This is a genomic window from Albidovulum sp., assembly GCF_049646345.1.
Taxonomy (GTDB): domain Bacteria; phylum Pseudomonadota; class Alphaproteobacteria; order Rhodobacterales; family Rhodobacteraceae; genus Albidovulum.
In genome coordinates this window covers 1-2,980 of the sequence record NZ_JBARVQ010000885.1, presented here as the reverse complement: position 1 = coordinate 2,980, position 2,980 = coordinate 1, and the positions used below count along the sequence as shown (strand labels likewise).

At 61.6% G+C, this 2,980-nt stretch carries 2 protein-coding genes and 1 pseudogene; 1 reads left to right on the top strand and 2 read right to left on the bottom strand.

Annotation, left to right across the window (positions count from 1 at the left end):
- Nucleotides 1-376 (top strand): AAA+ family ATPase (locus tag WBB85_RS23110; RefSeq protein WP_432640912.1); only part of this gene is annotated, 376 nt, incomplete at its 5' end.
- A 56-nt stretch (nucleotides 377-432) separates the two neighbouring features.
- Here WBB85_RS23110 and WBB85_RS23105 read toward each other — a convergent pair.
- Both WBB85_RS23105 and WBB85_RS23100 read right to left on the bottom strand, forming a co-directional pair.
- Nucleotides 433-2,055 (bottom strand): Ppx/GppA family phosphatase, encoded by a 1,623-nt coding sequence (locus WBB85_RS23105; protein WP_432640911.1) that lies wholly within the window; start codon nucleotides 2,053-2,055, stop codon nucleotides 433-435.
- Nucleotides 2,045-2,980, bottom strand: a pseudogene (locus tag WBB85_RS23100) (RNA degradosome polyphosphate kinase); the annotation flags it as partial. The pseudogene WBB85_RS23100 and the gene WBB85_RS23105, both read right to left, overlap by 11 nt.

Genomic DNA, 2,980 nt, shown 5'->3' with positions numbered 1-2,980 from the left:
GATGTACTATATTGGCACCATGAACCGGATCGCGATCACTCTGACGGCCCTGATGCTCGGCACCGCACCGGTGCTGGCGCAGGAGGCCGGTGAAGAAGAGGATGTCGAGGAAGGCTTCAGCCTGCTTGAAGAAGGCGCGAAGATCATCATGCGCTCTATGCTGGATGAGGTCGAACCGGCGCTGAAAGACCTGCAATTCGAACTGGGCGAAGTCCTGGGCGAGATGGAGCCCATCATGCGCGAACTCGCGGGGTTGATTGGCGACATCAGGAACTACCATGCGCCTGAAATGCTGCCCAACGGTGATATCATCATTCGTCGAAAGTCGCCTGCAGAACTGGCCATGCCCGCGCCGGGTGAGGAAATCGACATCTGAGCCAATACGATTTTTCTCCGAAAAATCGCCAATTTTTCGAAGAAAAATTGTTTTATTCAGGGGCCGACGATCGTCGTGAGTTTTTCAGCGCCCAATGCATCGCAGAGTGACCCGAACCTTGCCTGTGCGACCTCGCCGAAAAGCGCCTCGGCATGTGCGTTGAGCCTCAGTTCCAACACCTTCTTCTTCGGACGCCAGACCAGTTCGCCTGCCTCTTCCGGCGATTTGACCGCGAACATCGCACCGAAGCGCATGGCCTTGCCCATGACCTCCGCCTCTTTGATCTGAGCCTCGGTCAGAAGCGTGAAGACAGGCTCCATCCGCGATCCGGCGCGGGAATTCTTGTAGCGGTGCAAAAGCGTGAGCCCGAGGAACACCCGTTCGGGGTGGCTGAGCCCGCCGAGGTTGGCGCGGGTGGCGTTGTCAAAACAGACCTCGGCCCGATAATCGGGATGCGCGCGCCATGTGGTGTCATGCAAGAGGCAGGCCGCGCGCAGCATACGCAGGGTCTGAAAATTCGCGCTGGCATAGAGCGGCAGCAGGAACTGGTAGAGTTTCTTGCCGAAACCCGGCATCCGCGCCATCGTGCGTTCGGCGTGGCGACAGGCCTCGATCAGGGGGTCGCGCATGCGCAGGCGTTCGGGCATCTGTTCGTAAAGCAGCCCCTCGCGGATGCCATAAGCCGAGACGTCGATTTCCTTCGGGCGGAAGGTCAGCACAAGCTGGCGCAGGACCTGTGCCGCCAGCGGCACCAGTTCCATCCGTGCCGCCGACGTGCCGGTCTTGCTCCGCAACTCGTTCAGATCGCTGTCGCCGATCCAATGCAGCGTCTGCAACAGCGCCTGCGGTTTCATCCTGTATTCGTGCAAAACCGTCATCGGATAGGCGCGTAGCTCCATATCCAGTCGGGCGATCGCCCGCCAGGAGCCGCCGACAAGATAGATGCGCTCATGCCCGGTGCCGATCTCTGCGGCCAGTTTTTCGACAGTTTCCTTGATGTATTTCGCGATACCCCGTTTGCCGCCTGCAATCTGTTGCAGCCGAAAGGGGCCGAGGGGCGAAGTCACGCGGCGGCCGACCTTGCCCCCGGATACCTCGGCCAGTTCCATCGAGTTGCCGCCGATATCGCAGACGAGGCCTTCGGCCTCGGGCCAGCCCAGCAACACACCTTGTGCCGAAAGCCGCGCCTCTTCCAATCCGTCGATGACCCAGAGCTTCAGACCGGTCTCGCGCTCGACCTCAGCCTGGAAATCCGGCCCGTCTTCGGCTTCACGCACCGCCGCTGTGGCGACGCAGGAAACGGAGGGCAGCTCCATACCCTTGGCAAGGGCCGCAAAACGTTTCAGCGCGGCCAGCGCGCGGGCGCGGCCCTGAGGATTCAGGCGGCCTGTTTCGGCCAGACCCTGACCGAGGCCCGCCATGATCTTTTCATTGTAGAAATAGGCCGGGCTGCGCGCCGCACCATCGAAGACCACAAGGCGGACCGAGTTTGACCCGACATCGACCACGCCGACCCGTTCCAGTGCGCGGGCCGAGGGGTCGTCGAACAGGGGTTTGCCGAAGGGGCCCGAATCTTCTGCCAGCGACCGGGCCTTGGCCTCCTTTTCGCGTTTCTTCTCGCGGTGGGACGGCGTTTTCTTTTCAGTGCTGGCAGGCATCGAAAGGTCCTCAATCGGCATGGGCGAGTTTCGGCACGTCCTTCGCCCCGGCCGAGCCGCGGCCCGACAGCGAGGGGTTTTCCATGAAGAACCGGTGGCAGTTGAAAAGGTCGTCGCGCCCCTCGGGCAGGTCGCGGATATAACGTCCATCGGGCGTCAGGACCCAGCTTTGCGCCTCATCGGCAAGGTTCGCTGCCATGATCTGGCTCACGATCTGCGCCTTGACCGTGGGGTTCGTCGCTTCGATCAGTGTTTCGACCCGCCGGTTCAGGTTGCGGCCCATCCAGTCGGCTGAGGAAAAGAACACGCGGGCCTGTTTCGAGGGCAGGCCATGGCCGTTCCCGAAACAGACGATGCGGCTGTGTTCCAGGAAGCGGCCGACGATCGATTTCACCCGGATATTCTCGGATAGCCCGCTGATCCCGGGCCTGACACCGCAGATGCCGCGCACCACCAGTTCGATCTTAACCCCGGCTTGGGACGCGGCATAAAGCGCGTCGACCATATCGGGTTCGATCAGCGAATTCATCTTGGCCCAGATCGCCGCCGGTTTGCCGGCCTTCGCATGCTCCGCCTCGGCCGCGATCATCTCCAGGAGGCGCGGTTTGAGGCTGGTTGGCGAGATGGAGATATTCTCCAGCCCCTCGGGCTGCACATAGCCGGAGAGGTAGTTGAAGACCTTGGTCGCATCCCGGCCAAGGGGCGCGTCGCAGGTGAAGAACGACAGGTCCGTATAGATGCGCGCGGTGATCGGGTGATAGTTGCCGGTGCCGTAATGAGTATAGGTCACAAGATTCTCGCCCTCGCGCCGCACCACGGTCGAGATCTTGGCGTGGGTCTTGTAGTTGATGAACCCATAGACGACATGGGCGCCCGCGCGTTCAAGACGCCGCGACTGGCGGATATTGGCGGCCTCGTCGAACCGCGCTTTCAGTTCGACAAGTGC